We start from the raw sequence: 17,929 nt of genomic DNA, 5'->3' as shown, positions 1-17,929 counted from the left end.
CCCGAAAAATTCCGGCAGGATCGGGGAGAACGAGTTGGCGAGACAGGGCAGGCATAAGCCGGTGCGCATCCGCGCAGGCGACGGTGATTCTGGCCAGAAGATCGCCCTTTCCCCCAAGGAAGTTTTCTGGGTGGAGGCACATTCGTGATCCTCGACCGTTACTTCGCCCGCCGGTTCATTCAAAGTTTTCTGGTCATTGGCGGCATTTTCCTGACCCTGCTGATTCTGATCGATCTGGTCGAACAGGCCCGCCGGTTCGACTCGGAAAACCTGTCCTTCGGCACGCTTTTGCACCTGACCCTGCTGAACACACCGGCCGCGATCAGCGAAATGCTTCCGTTGCTGGTGATCCTGTCCACCATCGCGTTGTTTGTCGGAATGGCACGCAGTTCCGAACTGGTGGTGACCCGCGCCATCGGGCGGTCGGGCATCCGGGCACTGCTGGCCCCCGTTACGCTGGCATTGGTGATCGGCACCCTGGCGGTGGCCTTGCTGAACCCGATAACCGCTGCCACGTCCGAGGAGTTTCGACGCCTGTCAGACACCTATAAGAATAACGGCGATTCTGCCCTGTCGATCACCAGTGAAGGGCTGTGGCTGCGTCAGGGATCTGCGGATGGACAGTCGGTTATTCACGCGCGCGGCACCACAAATGCCGACACGTTGGAGCTGACCTGGGTGACAATCATCTCGTTTTCACCGGATGGCAAACCAACGCAGCAGATCATTGCCGATCAGGCGAAGTTGTCGAACGGGTCGTGGATCTTGTCCAACGCCAAAATCTGGTCCTTGGCCGATGACGTGAACCCTGAGGCCGAGGCCGAGGTGCATCCGCAGATCGAAATCCCGACCACTCTGACACGGCAACGCATTCTGGACACGCTGGGCCAGCAGGATTCAGTTTCGGTCTATGATCTGCCCCAACTGATCCGAGACCTCCGCGAGGCGGGATTTTCCACCAAACAATATGAGGTCTGGTTGCAGGTACAGCTGGCGCGACCTTTCTTTCTGATGGCGATGGTGATGATCGGCGCGGCCTTCACCATGCGCCACGTGCGCTTTGGCGGCACCGGCATCGCGGTTTTGTCCGCCGTTCTGCTGGGCTTTGCCATCTATTTCGTTCGCAACTTTGCCCAAATACTCGGGGAAAACGGTCAATTGCCTATCATTGTCGCGGCCTGGGCTCCGCCCTTTGCTGCCATTCTTCTGTCGCTCGGCCTTTTGCTTCATGCGGAGGACGGCTGATGCGGATCATATCCCAACTTCTGCTGTCAGGCGCCGTTGCCCTGGCACTGCCAGCCGGTGCCCTGGCCCAGACCCAGCCCGCCCCCGGGTCGGCACAGGATGTCCAACAGGAGGACCAGCCCGCCCTGCTGGTTGCAGACGAGATTTTCATCACGCCCGAGCGCGTGCTGGTGGCCGAAGGCAATGTCGAGGCCTTTCAGGGCGACGTCAAAATCACAGCCGATCGCATCACATATGACCGCGAGACCGGTGCGCTGACACTGGAAGGTCCGATCCGCATCGATCAGGCCGGAGAGACAACAATCCTGGCAGATTCAGCCGAACTGGACGGCGGCATTCAGAACGGCCTGCTAATCGGTGCGCGGATGGTGTTTGACCAGCAGGTTCAGGTCGCCTCGGTTCAGGCCACACGCGCGGCGGGCAGATACACGCAATTCAGCAAGGTCTCTGCCACCTCCTGCCATGTCTGTGCCAACGGCAAACCGCCAATCTGGCAGATCCGCGCCCGAAAGGTCACGCATGATCAGCTGGAACGCCAGCTCTATTTTGAGGGGGCGCAACTTCGGGTGCTGGACGTGCCGGTATTTTATTTCCCTTACCTGCGACTGCCGGACCCGACCCTGGATCGCGCCACCGGATTTCTGGTGCCCTCGATCCGGACCACATCGCAGCTGGGAACCGGCGTTCAGGTGCCCTATTTCATCAAGATGGGCGATCACAAGGACCTGACACTGACCCCTTATGTTTCGTCCAAGACCAAGACCCTAGGGCTGCGCTTTCGGCAGGCGTTCAAGAACGGTCGCATCGAGCTTGAAGGCGCCTATACACGCGACGATCTGCAACCGAACGAGGACCGCGGTTACCTGTTCGCCAACGGCCGGTTCAACCTAAATGACGGCTACCGGTTCCTGTTCAACATCAGAACAACATCCGACGACGCCTATCTGGCCGATTACGGCCTGCCCGATCTTGACCGGCTGCGCAGCGAGGTCGCCCTGGAACGGATCAAGCGCGACACTGCGTTCCGCACCAGTTTCATCCACTATAAAACGCTTCGCGACAGCGAAAACCAGGATGAAATCCCGTCGCGGATTTTCGACCTTTACTATCAGAAACGCATTTTTCCGACGTCCCTGGGCGGTGAGGTCCGGCTGAGTTTTATCACTCATGCGCATGAGCGCACCAGCGACGCTGACATCGTCGGCCGCGATATCGCCCGTGCCACATTTGATGCGGTATGGCTGCGCAACTGGACCTTCGCATCAGGCCTGCGGGCCGAGGCGCGCGTGGGTACATCGGTTGATACGTTCAACATCCGCCACGACAGCAATTTCCCCGATCAGGTGACCCGGGCCACCCCCCGCGCGGCGCTGACGTTGCGTTATCCGATGCGCAAGCGCGAAACCTCGGGCGCGACCCAGATTCTTGAACCGATTGCCCAGGTCGGCTGGACCCATGTGACCGACGATAATGTGCCCGACGACGAAAGCACCTTTCAGGAATTCGATCAGGGCAACCTGTTGTCGCTGTCTCGCTTTCCGGCCCCGGATCAACGTGAAGACGGCCTGACCGGCGTTGTCGGCGTCAACTGGTCCCGCTACTCTGCTGGCAACTGGCGGGCTTTGGCCACGGTCGGTCAGGTCTTTCGGACCGAAGCGGACCCCAATTTCAACCTGACCTCCGGTTTGCAGGGCACAACCTCGGATTTGCTGCTGGCTGGTCAGATCCAGACCCCAAATGGCTGGTCTCTGGCCGGGCGCGGCCTGCTGAACGGAGACTTCAGCTTTGCCAAGGCCGAACTCCGCGCCGCATGGCAGAAACCGACTGTGGGGATCACCGGCAGTTATGTCTGGCAAGAGCCCGATCCGGCGGAAAATGTGGATGACGAGATCTCCGAGGTCTGGTTGACCGGACGTTACCGTGTGGATCAGAACTGGAACACAACCGCCCTGGCACGCTATGACCTGAGCGAATCCGAGCCGATCCGCTATGGGTTGGGGGTCACGTATCAGAATGAATGTGTACAGGTTAACATGAACGTCAGCAGGCGCTTTACCTCATCATCAAGTATTGAGCCTTCGACAGAATTCGGCTTTACCGTAGCCCTGACAGGATACTCCGTCGAAAGTGGCGGCCAACAGTTCAAGAGAAGATGCAGTTGATTTCAGGTTTCTCCAGTTTCCTTCGCTCCGGTTGGCTAAAACCGGTCGCCCCCGTTCTGGTCGGGGCAATGCTGGCCATGACATCGCCCCAAGCCGATGCGCAAAGCCTGTTTTCGCCGGCGATCAAGGTCAATCAGGATATCATTACTTGGTATGAGCTGGGACAGCGGCAACAGTTCCTAACCGCTCTGGGTGCGCCCGGCGCATCCGAGGATGAAGTGCGCGACGCGTTGATCGATGACCGGTTGCGTCGGCAGGTCATGCGCGAAGCGGGAATTCAGGCCGCGCCCGAAGACATTCAGGCGGGTATCGACGAATTTGCCGCGCGCGGGCAATTGTCGTCCGATCAGTTCCTGCAATTGCTGGCCGATCAGGGTGTTAGCCGCGAAACAGTTCGCGATTTCGTCGCCAACCAGATCACGTGGCGCGACTACGTCAGCGCGCGCTTCCTGTCGCAGGCACGCCCGACCGATGACGAGATCAACCGCGCGCTGGGTCAAACCGACAGCGGCGGCCTGCAGGTGTTGTTGTCAGAAATCATCATCCCGGTGAACCAGCAGACCGTGGCCCAGGCGGAGCTGCTGGCAGAAGAAATTTCCCAGCTGGAAGGGTTCGACTCGTTTTCAGCGGCAGCAACGCAGTATTCGGCGGCTGCCACCCGCGAAAATGGCGGGCGGCTGGACTGGTTGAACCTCTCCAGCCTACCACCGGCACTGCAACCGGTGATCATTGGGCTGAAGAACGGAGACATCACCCAACCGCTGAGCCTGCCCAACGCCATCGCCCTGTTCCAGATGCGCGGCCTGCGCGAGGTTGCGACAGGCACCACCCGCTATTCCGAGATCGACTATGCGATCTACAACATGCCCGGCGGCCGCAGCGCCGACACCCTGGCCAAAGCCGCCCAACTGAGGGAAGAGATCGACACCTGCGACGACCTCTACGGTATCGCCAAGGATCAGCCAGCCGAGGTGCTGCAGCGCATTCAGGCCAGCCCCGGCGAAATTCCCCGCGACGTGGCGCTGGAGCTTGCCAAGCTGGACCTGAACGAAGTGTCCACGACACTGACCCGCAACAACGGCCAGACCCTGATGTTCCTGATGCTGTGCACCCGCACCCGCGATCTGGGCGAACAGACGACGCGCACGGATGTTGCCAACGCGCTTACCCAACAACGGCTCGAGGCCTTTGCCAACAGCCTGCTGGCGCAACTCCGCGCCGAAGCAACCATCGTCGAGCAATGACGGCTCCGATCGCGCTCAGCTGTGGGGACCCGGCCGGAATAGGACCGGAAATCGCAGCCAAGGCGTGGTCGGACCTGCGCGACGCCTGCCCGTTTTTCTATATCGGCGACGCAGTCCATCTGCCGACCGACACGCCAGTTGCGCGCATCTCGCACCCGTCCGAGGCCGCTGAAGCCTGCGCCACCGCCCTACCCGTTCTGCACTTGGAATTCCCGGCCCCCAACGTGCCGGGCCAGCCGGACCCGGCCAATGCGCCCTATGTCATTGAGGCGATCGAACATGGTGTTTCGCTGGTCCAATCCGGTGCCGCGTCAGCGCTGTGTACCGCGCCCATACACAAGAAAGCCCTGATCGACGGGGCCGGGTTTGCCTATCCCGGCCATACCGAATTTCTCGCCGCCCTCGCGGATCGCAAACGGGTAGTGATGATGCTGGCCTCCGATCAATTGCGCGTGGTGCCTGCGACCATCCACATCCCCCTTTCGCAGGTGCCCTCAGCCCTGACGCCGGACCTGCTGCGCGAGACAATCTCCATAACCGCGGAAGGCCTGCGCCGCCAGTTCGGCATCGCTCATCCCCGCATCGCCATTGCGGGCCTGAACCCTCATGCGGGCGAAGGCGGCAAGATGGGGCGGGAGGAGCTGGACTGGATCGCCCCATTGATCGACGATCTGCCCACCGACGGTTTTACAGTCACCGGGCCCCATCCCGCGGACACGATGTTCCACGCCGCCGCCCGCGCGCACTATGACGCAGCCATAGCGATGTACCACGATCAGGCGCTGATCCCGATCAAGACGCTGGATTTCGACCGCGGTGTGAACGTGACGCTGGGCCTGCCCTTCATCCGCACCTCGCCCGATCACGGCACCGCGCTGGATATCGCGGGCAAGGGCATCGCAACCCCCACCAGCCTGATCGAAGCCCTAAAACTGGCGCAACGCATGGCACAAAGCTCTTGATCCTTCCTCTGGCCCCAAATATCCCCGCCGGAGGCAAACAAATCTCTGGCGCATGCCCCTCACTCCGCGCCACGGTAACCGGACCATGAGCGCAATCGACAATCTTCCCCCTCTGCGCGAGGTCATCGCGACACACCAGCTCTCGGCGCGCAAGTCGCTGGGCCAGAACTTCCTGCTGGACCTGAACCTGACCGCCAAGATCGCGCGCCAGGCCGGAGACCTCACCGACTGCGATGTGCTGGAAATCGGCCCCGGCCCCGGTGGTCTGACCCGCGGGCTGCTGTCCGAAGGCGCGCGCAAGGTGGTGGCCGTCGAAAAAGACACCCGTTGCATCGCTGCCCTGAATGACATCGCCGCCGCCTATCCCGGACGGCTTGAGGTGATCAATGGCGACGCGCTGGAAATCAATTCGCTGGAGCATCTCACCCCGCCGATCCGCATTGCCGCCAACTTGCCCTACAACGTGGGCACCGAACTTTTGGTCCGTTGGCTGACCCCGCCCGAATGGCCGCCCTTCTGGCAAAGCCTGACCCTGATGTTCCAGCGCGAAGTGGCCGAGCGTATCGTCGCGCAGCCCGGTAGCAAGGCCTATGGCCGCCTCGCCATCCTCGCCCAATGGCGGGCCGGGGCGCGCATAGCCATGTCCCTGCCGCCCGGCGCATTCACGCCGCCGCCCAAGGTGTCTAGCGCAGTGGTCCATCTGACCGCCCTGCCCGAACCCCGCTATCCCGCAGACGCCGCGACGCTGTCGCGCGTCGTGGCTGCCGCCTTCAACCAGCGCCGCAAAATGTTGCGCGCCTCATTGAAAGGCGTTGCGCCGGATATCGAGGATCGTCTGCTGGCGGCAGGCATCCAACCCACAGAACGAGCCGAACAGGTCCCGCTCGAGGCGTTCTGCGCGTTGGCCCGCGAAGTGAAAAAAGGTTAAACGCAAAAAAAAGCCCCTGAGTTTCCGGGGCTTTTGCAATTTCTGTACCAGTCTTTACTCGGCTGCTTCCGGAGCATCCCCATCCGTCTTGGGTGCATCCTCGGCAGGCGCTGCCTTGGGCTTACGTGCCCGTGGTTTACGCGCTGGTTTTTCCTTTTTCTCGGGCGTCGGGGCCGGAGCCGGCTCGGACCCTTTGCTTTCCGGCGTCTCGACCAAACCGCTTTCGGGTGCGGCCTCGGGCGTGCCGAAATCCATCACGTCGGGCTGCGGCGCATCGGCCGGGTCGGCTTGGCGGGCGGCTTCGCGTTCCTGACGCTCGGCGCGTTCACGGTCACGTTCGGCCTGGCGTTCACGATTCTGGCGCTCCTGCTCTTCGCGGCGCGCTTCGATCTCGCGCTGCGCTTCGCTCAGAAGGCGCAGGTAATGCTCGGCGTGCTGCTGAAAGTTCTCGGCAGCCACGCGGTCGTTCGACAGCTGGGCATCGCGCGCCAACTGGTTGTACTTATCAATGATCTGCTGGGGCGTACCGCGCACCTTGCCTTCGGGACCCGAGCTGTCAAAAACCCGGTTAACAACGTTGCCGCCAGAAGGACGATTGCGGTTATTCTTGGCCCGCGAGCGGGATTTGGAAGATCTCATCTTACTTTACGTCAGCCTTGTCATTCGGTGCCGATGAAGTCGCGTCCTGCACTGCTCAATGGCTTTAGCCGTCACGCGATGTCGACTTTTTTGGGCTTGGCGTCAGGGGCCCGCTGAAACAGCGTCAACCTCTCCGACTGACTCTGAGTAAGCATGTCCAGCGCGCGCAGACAAGAGCTTTGTCCAAAAATTCGCAGCTTTTTTACATTAATCGGCGCTTTTTAGCCTCACCCAACGCCGCAACTACGGCATTCTGGCCAGAACGACACGATCGCGACCGTCGAGATCGGGAATGACACGCGTTTCAACCAGGCCCGCAGCCTGGAACAGGGATGCGACGCTTTGGCCTTGCGTTGGACCGATTTCAACCAGAATCCGCCCACCCGGCATCAGGAAATCCGGCGCCGAGGCCGCGATATGGCGGTACGCGCCAAGCCCGTCGCCCTCATCCGTCAGGGCCATGCGCGGCTCGTGTTCGCGCACTTCGGGGGACAACTCTTTCATTTCTGACAGCGAAATATAGGGCGGATTTGAAACAATCAGGTCGAATTCGCCTTCGATGCCCTCGAACCAGTCCGAGCGCAAAATCTCGACACGCTCCTGCACCTGATGTTGCACCGCGTTGGCGCTGGCCTGCAGGCAGGCGGATTCGCTCAGATCCGCGCCTACGCCCGAGGCACTGGTGCGCTCGGCCAGCAGGGTGATCAGGATACAGCCAGAACCCGTGCCCAGGTCCAGCACATGGTCAAATGGCTCGCTCAGCGCCGCTTCGATCAGGGTCTCGGTTTCGGGCCGCGGGTCCAGCACGTCACGGCTAACCCGGAACTGGCGGCCATAGAATTCGCGCTCACCCAACAGATGAGAAACCGGCACCCGAATGGCCCGGAGCGAGATCAACTGGTCATAGCGTTCGGCGATTTCGGGCGAAAGTTCCTCGGGCGCGATCAACGTGACCCGGCTGGCCTCGATCCGCGCGGCATGGGCCAGCAATACCCGCGCGTCGCGCGCCGGATCGGCCACCCCTGCGGCCCGCAGGCGCGCGGTGGCGGCGACCATCGCCTGCGCTGCTGTCAACGCCGCAATCAAAGCGCTATCTCCGCCAGCAGGCGCGCTTGGTCATCGGCGGTCAGCGCGTCGATCACTGCATCCAAATCGCCCTGCATCACCTGATCCAGCTTATACAGCGTCAAGTTGATGCGGTGATCTGTCATGCGGCCCTGCGGGAAGTTATAGGTCCTGATCCGTTCGGACCGATCGCCCGACCCCACCTGACTGGCGCGATCCGCCGAGCGTTCACTATCGATCCGCTGGCGTTCCATGTCGTACAGGCGCGTTTTCAGAACCTGCATCGCGATCTCACGGTTGCGATGCTGCGATTTCTCAGAGCTGGTCACGACCAAACCCGTCGGATGGTGCGTGATCCGCACCGCCGAGTCGGTGGTATTCACGTGCTGCCCGCCCGCGCCGGAACTGCGCATGGTGTCGATGCGGATGTCGTTGGCGTCGATCTGAATGTCCACATCCTCGGCCTCGGGCAGAACCGCCACGGTCGCCGCAGACGTATGGATGCGCCCGCCGCTTTCGGTTTCGGGCACACGCTGCACGCGATGAACGCCAGATTCGTACTTCATGCGGGCAAAGACATTGTCACCCTTGATATGGGCTACCACTTCCTTGATCCCGCCCAAATCCGAGGCCTGTTCCTCGATGATCTCAAACTGCCAGCCGCGCCCTTCAGCGTAACGCTGGTACATGCGCAGCAAATCCCCCGCGAACAGGGCCGCCTCATCCCCGCCGGTGCCCGGACGGATTTCCAACATCGCAGGCCGGGCGTCAGCCTCATCCCGGGGCAGCAGCGCCAGTTGCAGGGCGTGCTCGGCCTCGGGGATACGGGCTTGCAAGTCGGGGATTTCCTCCTCGGCCAGTTCTTTCATGTCAGGGTCGGCCAGCATCACCTCAGCCTCGGCCAGATCGGCGACCAGTTGCCGCCACGCCATGATCTGATCAACCACTGGCTTAAGATCCGAATACTCCTTGGCCAAAGCCGCAATATCTCCGCCCGAGGCGCCATCGGCCATGGCAGCTTCGAGGTACTGGAATCGCTGGGTTATCTGTTCAAGGCGTTCTTCGGGGATCATCCGCGCGGTGTCTATCAATCCGGGGCTTTGGTCAAGGGCCGTCGCTGTGCTATGCTAACGCGTATGACACGTTTAGCGCTTGTATTCTTGCTGTGCGCGCCCCCTTCCCTGGCCGATGTTGTCGGCCCCAAGGGCAAGGTTCAAGACTGTTATTGCACCGATAAATCAGGATCGCGCATAGAACTGGGCGAGATGATCTGCCTGCAGGTCGATGGACGCATGTTCACGGCCCAGTGTCAGATGTCTCTGAATGTGCCCATGTGGCGCGAAGTGCAGGAAGGGTGTTTGTCGTCAAGCCTGCCGAAAAAGTCCGAACCGCCCATGTCTAAGGCAACCTCTGACGCAGCGCTCTGACAGCTCAAATGTCCTCCCACTTACTCAACCCCACCTTTTTACCCTGATGGATCACTGCTCCCGTCAAGAAGCTGCCCCATGTCAAACTTCCTAATGTTGCGATAACGATTAAATTGCCGAAGTTGGCATCAGGGCTAAGCACTTTCAGGCCCAGAATAAGGAACCCAAAGGCCACAAAAGGCAACAGAGCCAGCCGGAGCGTGCCAGCAAGAAAAGTTCCATATGGTAGCGGCTTGGGTTTAGCGCCCAAAAATTTAAACAAGCGGAGTTCGATGGGCAATCTGCCGGATTTCCAAAGCCCTATTCGATGCAATTCAGCGGCAGCCCGGTTTAGTTTGGTTTCATACTCGTCCATTTTGCCCCCCACCCCACGCCATTCGATTGCTAGGCACGAAAGCTCAACCTTGGTCCTACAACTGTTTCAACCACCCATCGACCCGGGCTTTGTTCACGCCAAAATCCTTCCGCCCGAACCTCAGGCGGGCGTGAATGCGAAGTGTATCTCCGTCCTGCTGAACGGTTGTGTAATCAGGAAAACCGATCACCTTGGTGCGGGTGACATAGGTGACCATCCCCTGCTCGACCGATCCGGCCAGCACCGTGGTGCGTGGCGTCGCCGTTGCAATGGCGTCCAGCCGGACCAAGCCATCCGGCCCGGTTTCAACTACGCGAAGAGCGCCGCCCTGCATGTCGAGATCGGTCTCGCCCACGGGTGCAACATGCCAAATCCCGGGGTCGGATGGGGCCAGTCGAATATAAGCACCAAGAGCGGCCACCGCCCCTACAATCACCCAAATCACTATTTTCACATTCCCGCCCATCCGATATCTGACATGCTGTTTGCACGTGTTTGTTTGGCAAGTGGAAAAAACTACCTACAATTAAGTTACTTATAACACTTAATGTGCTTACCGAGGTCTCTATTCCCGATGCAAGTTGTGAATTGGATTTTTGATGAACTGGTATGGGCAGCAATCCCGTTTGCCGCCATTATGCTGTGGCTGAATTTCGCAAACAAACGCGATACCAGAGATCGCCGCCCTTCAAACAGCAATTCTGAATACTATAGCTCGGGCATCAACCCAGACGATAGCTAGTTGTTCGTAAGGAACAGCCACGCCCCCTCCTACCGTGACGTCACTCCGGGCAGGATGCACAGCATCTCGAACAACAAATTCGCGGCCGTCAGCGCTGTGTTGCCCGTGGGGTCATAGGGTGGAGAGACCTCGACCAGATCGCAGCCCACTACATTCGTCCCGGCTAGCGCGTGGATCAGTTGCAGCGCTTGCGGTGTCGTCAGGCCTGCGATCTCGGGCGTTCCAGTGCCGGGCGCGAAGGACGGGTCAAGGCTGTCGATATCATAGGAGATGTAGGTAGGGTGATCCCCGACCGTTTTGCGGATTTGTGAACCAATTTCGGTCAGGTTTTGCTGCCACAACTCCCACGCTGGGAACTGGCGGAAGCCCCATCCCTTGGCCTCGGTGAAATCGCTGGCAGCATAGCCCGAGCCGCGAATGCCGATCTGAAAGGTCTTGTCGGGGACGATCAGCCCTTCCTCGTAGGCGCGACGAAACACTGTGCCGTGGGTTTCCTTTTCGCCGAACATCTCGTCATTCACGTCTGCATGGGCGTCCACATGCACCAACGCCACCGGACCGTGTTTGGCCGCGATCGCCCGCAGGATCGGCAGGGTGATCGAGTGGTCCCCTCCCATCGCAACCGGCGTCACGCCTTGCGCCAGAATGGCGTCATAGCTTTCCTTGATGATCTTGAGGCTATCGGCCAACGAAAACGTGTTGATCGCCAGATCGCCGATATCCGCAATTTGCAGGCTGTCGAACGGAGCCGCAGAATTGGCCAAGTTATAGGGCCTGATCATCGCGCTTTCGCTGCGGATTTGTTTGGGCCCGAACCGTGTGCCCGACCGCCACGAGGTGCCGATATCCATCGGAATGCCCAGAACGGCCACATCCAGCCCGGCCAACGTATCCGCCTGCGGCAGGCGCATGAATGTATTCGGCCCGGAAAACCGCGCCAGATCATTGCCGCTGATGGGTTGGTTAAAGTCTGTCATTTTGTTCCTCGAACAGTCAAAGCGCTTTGCTTAAGACCCCTTTAGAAGGTCATTCAGATTTTCTGAAACATCATCATTTATTGGATAAGAAAAGCTTAACGACATCTGTGCGTCCTCATCAAAATCCCAACGTGCATATACCACTGTACGACGTCTTTCGTCTCCTCGAGGGTGGCTGTGCCACACCGAAAATGCGGGCCAGTCTTTTATGACACCCTCAGGATCCCGGAACAGATTTGGAAACTCTCTCTCGACAAATGCAGAAACCCGTTCATCCATTGATTTTGCGGATCTGACTTCTAGGGGACGCAACGCATCTGAAATAGAACATTCTCGGCCCGAAAAATTTAGCAGCACTAAAGACTGAGGGTGCGCCCAAGCGTAACCACCTACAGTTTTTACCGAAACAAGTGCCTCATCTGGCGCAAGAATACGTCCTTCTGCATAAGGTACACAATATGTTTCGAACAGATCAAACGCAGACTGAACACGGTCAATAGGCCGGTGAAAGTAGCCGTATCCGAAATATCCGGCGGGTGCACCCAAAACGACTATGCAACACCAGATAAGGGCCTTACGGGCCTTCATACCAACTTATTCCACCCCAACAGACAGATGATCTGCGTCGCCACATGAGCGCCAGCAATGGCTGTCGCGCCGGATGTGTCGTAGGGCGGAGAGACCTCGACCACGTCGCCACCCTTGATGTTAATCCCAGCGATGTCGCGCAAGATGATCTGCGCCTGGATCGAGCTCAGCCCGCCCCAGACCGGTGTGCCGGTGCCGGGGGCAAAGGCCGGGTCCAGACCGTCGATGTCAAAGCTCAGATAGACCGGACTGTCGCCCAGAATACCTTTGATCTTTTGCGCCACGGCGGCGGGGCCGGCTTCGTATACCTCGCGCGCGTCGATGATGTTGACGCCCAGTGTATCCTCATTGGTGGTACGGATTCCGACCTGAACCGAGCGTTTCGGGTCCACGATCCCCGACTTCACCGCCTTGTAGAACATGGTCCCGTGGTCCACGCGGGTCATATCGTCATCGGCCCAGGTATCGGTATGGGCATCGAATTGCAGCAGGGACATCGGCCCGTATTTCTCGGCATAGGCTTTCAGGATCGGGAAGCTGATATAGTGATCCCCACCCAGTGAAACCGAGGCCACATCGGCAGCCAGAATGGTGCGGATATGGTCGGTCAATGTGTCGGGAAAGGCCGGGATATTGGCATAGTCATAAGCCACATCGCCATAATCCACGATCGCCAACTCGCTAAGCGCATCAAACGGCCAGCCGTAAGGCGCATCCGGTGATTGCAACGCACTGGCCTCTCGGATCGCACGGGGGCCAAGCCGGGTGCCGGGGCGGTTGGTCACGGCCTGATCGAAAGGCACACCGGTTACGGCAATATCCACGCCCTTCAGGTCCTTGGTATAAAGCCGCCGCAGGAATGAGGTGGCGCCGCCAAAGGTATTCTCGAACGACAGCCCCTTGAGGTCCGGATTGGTGAACGCCTCATCCACCTGATTTTTTGCGTCTTCCAGTGCCATGTCTTTCCCCCGTCAGCCCAGCGGCTGCGCCTTTTCCACGATCCGCGCAAAGAACGATGCCCCCACCGGCGCGATCTCGTCGTTGAAGTTGTATTTCGGATGGTGCCACCCGGCCCCCTCGCCCTGCCCCAGGAATAGATAGGCGCCCGGGCGAGCGTTCAACATATAGGCGAAATCTTCAGCCCCCATGTTGCGGGTGACATCGTCAACGACCTGAGCGGATCCCGAGATTTCCCGCGCGACATCTGCCGCGAAACTCGTGCTTTCGGGGCTGTTGATCGTGGCGGGATAGTGCACTTCGTAGTCCAGCCGCGCCTCAACCCCGTATGAGGCCGCCTGCCCCTGTACGATCTGCTCCATCCGCTCCATCACCATCTTTTGCACGGCTGGATCAAAAGTGCGTACCGTGCCGTTGATATAGGCGGTATCCGGGATCACGTTGTCCACCGTGCCGGTGTGGATTTGCGTGACCGAGACCACCAGATCGTCCAGCGCATGGTGGTTGCGGCTGACAATGGTCTGCAGCGCTTGTGCAATCCCGCAGGCCGCCATCACCGGATCGCGGGCTTCATGCGGCATGGCACCATGGCCGCCAACGCCCTGAATATAAACATGGAACGTGTCCACAGCTGCCATGATCGCCCCGGGTGTTGTGTGAAAAGCCCCCACCGGGACGTTTGGCGCGTTGTGCAGCGCATAGACCTGAGAGATGTTGAACCGGTCCATGATCCCTTCTTCGACCATCACACCGGCCCCACCGCCAGATTCCTCGGCCGGTTGAAAGATCAGCGCCACGCGACCCGCAAAGTTCCGCGTTTCCGCCAGATAGCGCGCAGCCCCCAGCAGCATCGAGGTGTGTCCGTCATGGCCGCAGGCGTGCATCTTGCCCGGGTTGGTCGAGGCATACTCAACCCCCGTCTCCTCGGGGATCGGCAGAGCATCCATGTCAGCGCGCAGACCAATCGTAGGCCCTTGGCCCCGCCCGTTGATGATCGCAACGACCCCGGTCTTGGCAATACCCTCGTGCACCTCATCCACGCCAAATTCACGCAGGCGATCCGCGACAAAGGCTGCCGTTTCATGACATTCGAACTCCAGTTCGGGGATCGAATGCAGATGTTGGCGCCACGCGGCCATATCGGCGGCGAAGTCAGCAATTCGGTTGACGACGGGCATAGGGGGTGGACTCCTGAACGTGGCTGCGGAATGGATGCATCTGACACCGGAACGAAAGGGTTCGCAATGGCCGAAAATCCTCTGATCCATGACAGCGACGCAGGTATCGAACGTTTGCTGGAAATCATGCGCCGCCTGCGCGACCCGGAAACCGGCTGTCCGTGGGATATCGAACAGGATTTCACCACCATCGCCCCCTACACCATCGAAGAGGCCTATGAGGTCGCCGACGCCATCGAACGCGAGGCCTATGATGAGTTAAAGGGAGAGTTGGGCGACCTGCTGTTCCAGTCCGTTTTCCATGCACAGATGGCCGAAGAAGCCGGGCATTTCAGCTTTCAGGACGTGGTGCGCACCATGTCGGACAAGATGGTCGACCGTCACCCGCATGTATTCGGCGACGAATCTCGCGACAAGTCGGCCGAACAGCAGACAGTGGACTGGGAAACCATCAAGGCCGCCGAGCGTGCGGGCAAGAAACAGAAAGGCGCGCTGGACGGTGTGGCCGCCAACCTGCCCGCCTTGCTGCGAGCCCACAAGCTGCAAAAACGTGCCGCTCGCGTGGGTTTCGACTGGCCCGACGCCAGCCATGTGCTGGCCAAGATCACCGAAGAAGCCGCCGAACTGGAAGAGGCCCGCAATAGCATGGATGCGGACGCGTTGGAGGACGAATTCGGCGATCTGCTGTTCGTGATCGTCAACTTGGGCCGCCATCTGGGCATCGAACCCGAGGCCGCCCTGCGCCGTACCAACGCTAAGTTCACCCGCCGGTTTGAACAGGTTGAAGCACGGCTCGCTGCGCGCGGAAAAAATCCATCGCAGAGCGACTTGGCCGAGATGGATGCACTCTGGGACGAGGTGAAAACCGAAGAACATCGCGCCAACGGCAAACTCCCGCCTGTGGATGCCGCGACCGGGGCCTGAAACCGCTGGACAAGTGCAGTGACACTTGCGAGTGTCCGCGCTTCAAGACCCCGGAGGCAGAGCATGGCACCCCGCAAAATCATCATCGACACCGACCCCGGACAGGACGACGCCGTTGCCATTCTACTGGCGTTGGCAAGTCCGGAGGAGATTGATGTTCTGGGGATTACTGCCGTTGCCGGAAACGTACCGCTGGAGCTGACCGCCAAGAATGCGCGCATCGTCTGTGAACTGGCCGGGCGCACGGATGTCCCGGTCTATGCTGGATGCGACCGCCCGCTGAACCGCCCTCTGGTCACGGCGGAACATGTCCACGGCAAGACCGGGCTGGACGGCCCTGTCCTGCCCGACCCGCAGATGCCCTTGGCCGAGGGGCACGCTGTGGACTTCATCATCGACACCCTGCGCGCGCATGAGCCGGGGACAGTGACGCTCTGCCCGTTGGGGCCGCTGACCAATATCGCCACTGCCTTTCAGAAAGCGCCCGACATCATCGACCGGGTTCAGGAAATCGTTCTGATGGGCGGGGCATATTTCGAGGTCGGCAACATCACTCCGGCAGCGGAATTCAACATTTACGTTGACCCGGAAGCCGCTGAAATCATTTTTAAATCCGACATTCATATTGTGGTGATGCCGCTGGACGTGACTCATGACGCATTGGTTACCAGACACCGCAACGACGCCTTCCGCGCGCTGGATTCAAAAGTCGGCCATGCGGTTGCCGAGATGACGGATTTCTTCGAACGGTTCGACATAGAGAAATACGGCTCTGAGGGCGCGCCGCTGCACGATCCTTGCGTCACTGCCTATCTGATCCGGCCCGAGCTGTTCTCGGGCCGTCACATCAACGTCCAGATCGAAACGCAGTCGGAGCTGACCATGGGCATGACCGTCGCCGACTGGTGGCGCGTCACGGACCATGCGCCCAATGCCATGTTCATGGGTGAAATCGATGCCGACGGATTTTTTGACCTGCTAACAGAAAGGCTGGCCCGCCTATGAGCGCCGCATTGAAACTCGCCCGCCCCGAAGACTTGGATCGTCTGATGGGGCTGGTCACCGCCTTTCACGCCGAGGCGGGTATCGAGCAGGATATCGATCAGACCCGCAACGCACTGGCCCCACTGCTTGAAGGCATCCCCCACGGTTGCATCTACCTAATTGGTCCCGGTCGTGCGCCCCTGGGCTATATCGTTCTGACCTTCGGCTGGTCAGTAGAGTTCGGCGGCATGGACGGCTTTGTAGACGAGATTTACATCCGCCCCGCCGTCCGGGGCCGCGGCATTGCGACCGAGGTTCTGCTGGACCTGCCCAAAGCCTTGGCCGGGGCAGGATTGGCTGCGCTGCATCTGGAGGTCGACAGAACCAACGAGGCCACACAGAAGCTGTATTTTCGGACTGGTTTCAGACCGCGTGATCGTTACATGTTGATGAGCAGAAAGCTCTGACACACGCCCCATCACAAACGCATTGGCCCAAGGTCGCCCCCCAAGGTCCTAGCGGGCCTCACCGTTTAGGATATATGTCGGCCTGTCCATATCATGAACCGGATCACTCGCAGACACCGGATCACCGGTGATTGGGTAAGTGCCCGGCCCCGCACAGGCCGCCAAGAATACAGTGCTGATCACCGAAGCTACGAGAAGGAATTTCGAACCAGTCATGGTATGCTCCTTTCTGTAATGCAGCCAGAATACGACAGCTCAATTTGATACAAATAGGAAAAAGTTCACACATAACTTGATTTATGTCGGCCAAATGCCCGCTTGCCGAAAAAGTGACTACCTTTTTAGGGCGTTACACAATCAAAATTGTCTATGTTTTTTTTCGGCCTCGACCCGCTCTAGCCAAGCTTGTCGGCCAGATTCGCGAAATCTTTGGCAACAATGTCCCAGTTCCCTTCGGCCCGCAGGTCATGGGATTGGAACGGTCCGTGCTCGGTCGGGCGGGTCACAAAAGCGGTTTTCAAACCTGCCTGCCGGGCTGCGTAGAGGTCATCATTATGCGCGGCAACCATCATGACCTGATCGGGGCTCAGACGCAGCGCGGCACAACTGGCCAGATAGACTTCTGGCTTTGGTTTGTAGTCGCGGGCAATCTCGGCCCCGAGAATGCAGTCCCACGGAAGGCCGCCATACTTCGCAAGCCGGGTCATCAACGCGATTGAACCGTTGGAGCACGGCGCGATGATCCTATTGTGCTTTAACACCTGCAATCCCGGAACCACGTCGGACCACGGGTCCAGCCTTTCCCATGCAGCCGTCAGATCGGCAGGGTTCGGGACAGTGACACCAAACCGGGTGGCGACAACCTCAAGGTTCTCACGGTGCAGATCGTCCAGCGGCACATAACCCCTGCCCCCTTCACGGATGGCCGCCATCGAGGGTTCGTACTCGGCCCGCCACGCATCGGCGAAGTCAAAGGCGTCCAAATCTGGCAGAACCGCAGCCACTTCGCGCGCGATGGAACTGCGCCAGTCAACGCAGGTACCGAACACGTCAAAGATCAGCGCTTCTACCATGGCTTGGCCCTC

General features: G+C 59.7%; 20 protein-coding genes. 9 read left to right on the top strand and 11 right to left on the bottom strand.

Going from position 1 to position 17,929, the window contains the following annotated elements:
- Window positions 1-144 precede the first annotated feature (144 nt).
- The 5 genes from lptG to rsmA all read left to right on the top strand — a co-directional run bounded on the left by lptG (window position 145) and on the right by rsmA (window position 6,541).
- Complete coding sequence (lptG, locus tag ACR0KW_RS10680; protein ID WP_480804957.1) at window positions 145-1,245, top strand: LPS export ABC transporter permease LptG; 1,101 nt, start codon at window positions 145-147, stop codon at window positions 1,243-1,245.
- On the top strand, window positions 1,245-3,407 hold the full coding sequence (locus tag ACR0KW_RS10675; RefSeq protein WP_480804956.1) for an LPS-assembly protein LptD: 2,163 nt from the start codon (window positions 1,245-1,247) through the stop codon (window positions 3,405-3,407). The genes lptG and ACR0KW_RS10675 overlap by 1 nt, the downstream gene beginning before the upstream one ends.
- The gene (locus tag ACR0KW_RS10670) at window positions 3,398-4,651 is read left to right on the top strand and encodes a peptidylprolyl isomerase (RefSeq protein WP_480804955.1); all 1,254 of its coding nucleotides are present in this window, start codon (window positions 3,398-3,400) and stop codon (window positions 4,649-4,651) included. Before ACR0KW_RS10675 ends, ACR0KW_RS10670 begins: the two co-directional genes overlap by 10 nt.
- Window positions 4,648-5,613 (top strand): 4-hydroxythreonine-4-phosphate dehydrogenase PdxA, encoded by a 966-nt coding sequence (gene pdxA / locus ACR0KW_RS10665; RefSeq protein ID WP_480804954.1) that lies wholly within the window; start codon window positions 4,648-4,650, stop codon window positions 5,611-5,613. Before ACR0KW_RS10670 ends, pdxA begins: the two co-directional genes overlap by 4 nt.
- Before the next feature lie 85 nt (window positions 5,614-5,698).
- The gene (rsmA, locus tag ACR0KW_RS10660; protein ID WP_480804953.1) at window positions 5,699-6,541 is read left to right on the top strand and encodes a 16S rRNA (adenine(1518)-N(6)/adenine(1519)-N(6))-dimethyltransferase RsmA; all 843 of its coding nucleotides are present in this window, start codon (window positions 5,699-5,701) and stop codon (window positions 6,539-6,541) included.
- Between the two features lie 54 nt (window positions 6,542-6,595).
- Here the strand turns inward: rsmA and ACR0KW_RS10655 are convergent, their stop codons facing one another.
- The 3 genes from ACR0KW_RS10655 to prfA all read right to left on the bottom strand — a co-directional run bounded on the left by ACR0KW_RS10655 (window position 6,596) and on the right by prfA (window position 9,318).
- Window positions 6,596-7,180 (bottom strand): DUF4167 domain-containing protein, encoded by a 585-nt coding sequence (locus ACR0KW_RS10655; RefSeq protein ID WP_480804952.1) that lies wholly within the window; start codon window positions 7,178-7,180, stop codon window positions 6,596-6,598.
- Window positions 7,181-7,423: 243 nt separating this feature from the next.
- On the bottom strand, window positions 7,424-8,266 hold the full coding sequence (prmC, locus tag ACR0KW_RS10650; RefSeq protein ID WP_480804951.1) for a peptide chain release factor N(5)-glutamine methyltransferase: 843 nt from the start codon (window positions 8,264-8,266) through the stop codon (window positions 7,424-7,426).
- The gene (gene prfA / locus ACR0KW_RS10645; protein WP_480805066.1) at window positions 8,263-9,318 is read right to left on the bottom strand and encodes a peptide chain release factor 1; all 1,056 of its coding nucleotides are present in this window, start codon (window positions 9,316-9,318) and stop codon (window positions 8,263-8,265) included. Before prfA ends, prmC begins: the two co-directional genes overlap by 4 nt.
- 63 nt (window positions 9,319-9,381) lie before the next feature.
- Here prfA and ACR0KW_RS10640 point away from each other — a divergent pair, with 63 nt between their 5' ends.
- On the top strand, window positions 9,382-9,672 hold the full coding sequence (locus ACR0KW_RS10640; RefSeq protein WP_480804950.1) for a hypothetical protein: 291 nt from the start codon (window positions 9,382-9,384) through the stop codon (window positions 9,670-9,672).
- A 4-nt stretch (window positions 9,673-9,676) separates the two neighbouring features.
- Here the strand turns inward: ACR0KW_RS10640 and ACR0KW_RS10635 are convergent, their stop codons facing one another.
- From ACR0KW_RS10635 to ACR0KW_RS10610, 6 genes are all read right to left on the bottom strand, one after another.
- Window positions 9,677-10,027 carry a DUF6404 family protein gene (locus ACR0KW_RS10635; RefSeq protein WP_480804949.1) on the bottom strand — a complete coding sequence of 117 codons (351 nt, stop codon included), beginning with the start codon at window positions 10,025-10,027 and terminating at the stop codon, window positions 9,677-9,679.
- A gap of 55 nt (window positions 10,028-10,082) precedes the next feature.
- Window positions 10,083-10,493 (bottom strand): DUF1499 domain-containing protein, encoded by a 411-nt coding sequence (locus ACR0KW_RS10630; RefSeq protein WP_480804948.1) that lies wholly within the window; start codon window positions 10,491-10,493, stop codon window positions 10,083-10,085.
- 305 nt (window positions 10,494-10,798) lie between these two features.
- Window positions 10,799-11,746, bottom strand: coding sequence for an agmatinase (gene speB, locus ACR0KW_RS10625; protein WP_480804947.1), 948 nt, complete (start codon window positions 11,744-11,746; stop codon window positions 10,799-10,801).
- A 30-nt stretch (window positions 11,747-11,776) separates the two neighbouring features.
- Window positions 11,777-12,334 (bottom strand): hypothetical protein, encoded by a 558-nt coding sequence (locus ACR0KW_RS10620; protein ID WP_480804946.1) that lies wholly within the window; start codon window positions 12,332-12,334, stop codon window positions 11,777-11,779.
- Complete coding sequence (gene speB / locus ACR0KW_RS10615; protein WP_480804945.1) at window positions 12,331-13,293, bottom strand: agmatinase; 963 nt, start codon at window positions 13,291-13,293, stop codon at window positions 12,331-12,333. The genes ACR0KW_RS10620 and speB (ACR0KW_RS10615) overlap by 4 nt, the downstream gene beginning before the upstream one ends.
- 12 nt (window positions 13,294-13,305) lie before the next feature.
- On the bottom strand, window positions 13,306-14,469 hold the full coding sequence (locus ACR0KW_RS10610) for a M20 aminoacylase family protein (RefSeq protein ID WP_480804944.1): 1,164 nt from the start codon (window positions 14,467-14,469) through the stop codon (window positions 13,306-13,308).
- Between the two features lie 66 nt (window positions 14,470-14,535).
- Here ACR0KW_RS10610 and mazG point away from each other — a divergent pair, with 66 nt between their 5' ends.
- The 3 genes from mazG to ACR0KW_RS10595 all read left to right on the top strand — a co-directional run bounded on the left by mazG (window position 14,536) and on the right by ACR0KW_RS10595 (window position 16,844).
- A complete protein-coding gene (mazG, locus tag ACR0KW_RS10605; RefSeq protein ID WP_480805065.1) occupies window positions 14,536-15,393 on the top strand; it encodes a nucleoside triphosphate pyrophosphohydrolase in 858 nt (285 codons plus the stop codon).
- A 63-nt stretch (window positions 15,394-15,456) separates the two neighbouring features.
- Window positions 15,457-16,398, top strand: a complete 942-nt coding sequence (locus ACR0KW_RS10600) for a nucleoside hydrolase (protein WP_480804943.1) — start codon at window positions 15,457-15,459, stop codon at window positions 16,396-16,398.
- Window positions 16,395-16,844, top strand: a complete 450-nt coding sequence (locus tag ACR0KW_RS10595; RefSeq protein WP_480804942.1) for a GNAT family N-acetyltransferase — start codon at window positions 16,395-16,397, stop codon at window positions 16,842-16,844. The genes ACR0KW_RS10600 and ACR0KW_RS10595 overlap by 4 nt, the downstream gene beginning before the upstream one ends.
- A gap of 48 nt (window positions 16,845-16,892) precedes the next feature.
- Here ACR0KW_RS10595 and ACR0KW_RS10590 read toward each other — a convergent pair whose 3' ends face one another.
- Both ACR0KW_RS10590 and ACR0KW_RS10585 read right to left on the bottom strand, forming a co-directional pair.
- Window positions 16,893-17,060: a hypothetical protein gene (locus ACR0KW_RS10590; protein ID WP_480804941.1), complete on the bottom strand. Its 168-nt coding sequence runs from the start codon at window positions 17,058-17,060 to the stop codon at window positions 16,893-16,895.
- Window positions 17,061-17,239: 179 nt separating this feature from the next.
- A complete protein-coding gene (locus ACR0KW_RS10585; protein ID WP_480804940.1) occupies window positions 17,240-17,917 on the bottom strand; it encodes a haloacid dehalogenase type II in 678 nt (225 codons plus the stop codon).
- Between the last annotated feature and the right edge of the window lie 12 nt (window positions 17,918-17,929).

It is taken from the genome of Ruegeria sp. CG11 (genome assembly GCF_056537245.1).
Note: the sequence above shows the minus strand (reverse complement) of the source record. Positions and strands in the feature narration are given on the sequence as shown.